Source organism: Candidatus Atribacteria bacterium (genome assembly GCA_011056645.1).
GTDB lineage: Bacteria > Atribacterota > Phoenicimicrobiia > Phoenicimicrobiales > Phoenicimicrobiaceae > Sediminicultor > Sediminicultor quartus.
Window position 1 is genome coordinate 1 of the sequence record DSEL01000031.1, and the last position, 2,079, is coordinate 2,079.

Sequence of the window (2,079 nt, forward strand, 5' to 3'; positions counted from 1 at the left end):
AAATTAAGTAATTATCATTTTATTATACCGTCCGGAAGGAGAAAATGATGAAAAATATTGCTCTATTAGTCATAGACGTCCAAAAGATTTATTCTTTAAACCATTCTAGATTAAAAGTAAATCATGTGGAGAGTGTCGTTGAAAATATTAATAAAATAATCCGATATTTTGAAAATAAAAACCTACCCATAATTTATATCAGACATTTACATAATCCTGATGGCTCTGATGCCGGCAGAATGTATGATTTTAGCGGAAAAACAAGAAAAATAGGATTTAAAAAAGGGTCATTAGAAGCAGAATATATAGATGATCTTATAATAATTAAAGGCGCAACGGAAATCATTAAAAATAGGTATAACTCCTTTTTTAATACAGACTTGGCTGATCTTTTAAATAAATTAAAGATTAACCGGGTGGTTATTGTGGGATTCATGACTAACTTTTGCTGTGAATCTACCGCTCGAGACGCCCATGATCGAGACTATTATGTTGATTTTATTATCGATGCCACCGGTACACCGGATCTGGGTATATTCAATCAAGAGCAGATTAAACTTGCTTCGGCACAGACCCTTTCCGCAGGTTATGTCCATATTTTAAAGACCGAGGAATTTCTAAAAATATAAAAAAGAGTATCACTTATGGAAATGTTTGAAACCTTACAACGCAAATATACTCCACAAAGTAGTGGTTGTCAATTCCTTTGTCTGACCGAGTCAAGAGAAAGAAAATGTCTCACCTTCACCCTACCCTTTCCTCTCGGGAACAAGGAATAAAAATGGAAAAAAGGGTTTGTTAGTGTAAACTTTAGTGGGGTACTTAGAATGATTTAGGAATGTTGAATTAAATAGAAAAAAGGGTTTCAAGTTATTGACAAATCATTCCTTTTAGTTATAATACAATTATAAGATAAGCTTGTTAATTTAGATCGGGATGCCGGTCGATAAAAAGTCTCCTGTAAGAGGAGACTTTTTATTTTAAAGAGATGAACCAGGGAATAAACCATTAGGAGTAATAGATAGTGCAAAAACCCTGGTTTGGAGATTTTTTTAAAGTAAAGTATTTTAGAGGAGTGAACCATGGGATTTAAAGTTTATGCTGAAGTATTTGAAAAATTACCGAATTTATATTTTGGTATTGTCGTAGGAAATCAGATTAATAATCAGCAAAATATTCCAGAAATATATGATCTGATGAAAATTGAAATGAGCAAGATGGAGAATAACCTTAAAGGTATAAACTTAAAAGAATATCAAGGGATTATTCCCTATAAAGATGCTTTTAATCAATTAAACCTTAATCCCAATTAAACCTTAATCCCAATAAATTTATGAGTTCAGTTGAAGCGATGGCAAAAAGAGTCTCCAAGGGAAATGTTTTACCTTCCATAAATCCTGTAGTAGATTTGATAAACCGTATTTCTTTAAAGTATATACTACCCATGGGAGCCCATGATCTGGATGCCTTGGAAGGAGAAATTGGGATAAGATTTTCCAGGAAGGGAGATGCCTTTATTCCTCTGGGAGAAGAGTTAGTGGAAGTTTTGGATAACGGAGAATTAGTCTATGCTGACTCTAAAAGAATTAGAACCAGAAGATGGATTTGGAGACAATCAAATACTGGTAAGATTGATGAAAATTCAAAAAATATCTTTTTTCCTATCGATGGATTCCAGACCAACAAAGAAAGAGTGATGAAAGCAGCAGAAGAATTGGAAATATTGCTGAAAAAATATTTTAACTGTCAGGCTAAAAAAGGCTTCATCGATATAAATCATACAGAAATGGAATTATGAAGTGAACTCTTTTTATCGCTAGAAATAAGACGCCAAGGAAATCAGCAAAGTCCCTCTCGTTAAAGAAGAGCGAGCGCCTGCTGGGTATTTCCTCGGAGGTGAGGTATATACTGCATCTTTAAATTCTACCCGTCTATGATATTTAAGTTGATGATATTTTTAATGATCTCTTTTTTTTCTTTTTTTCTCTTCATACATATTCTCATCAGCTATTTTGATTAATTCTTTTATAGATAAAGGGTTAGAGGGATTATAGCAGGAAAAACCAATACTAAAGCTTA

The 2,079-nt window shown here is 32.9% G+C and carries 2 protein-coding genes and 1 pseudogene; 2 read left to right on the plus strand and 1 reads right to left on the minus strand.

Features of this window, described 5'->3' with window-relative positions; translation table 11 throughout:
- Window positions 1–44: 44 nt before the first annotated feature.
- Both ENO17_01280 and ENO17_01285 read left to right on the plus strand, forming a co-directional pair.
- The gene (locus ENO17_01280) at window positions 45–629 is read left to right on the plus strand and encodes a cysteine hydrolase (GenBank protein HER23690.1); all 585 of its coding nucleotides are present in this window, start codon (window positions 45–47) and stop codon (window positions 627–629) included.
- A gap of 453 nt (window positions 630–1,082) precedes the next feature.
- Window positions 1,083–1,798 (plus strand): annotated as a pseudogene (locus ENO17_01285) (hypothetical protein).
- Between the two features lie 159 nt (window positions 1,799–1,957).
- Here ENO17_01285 and ENO17_01290 read toward each other — a convergent pair.
- Window positions 1,958–2,079, minus strand: a 122-nt coding sequence (locus tag ENO17_01290; GenBank protein HER23691.1) for a diguanylate cyclase, incomplete at its 5' end; no start/stop codon positions are given.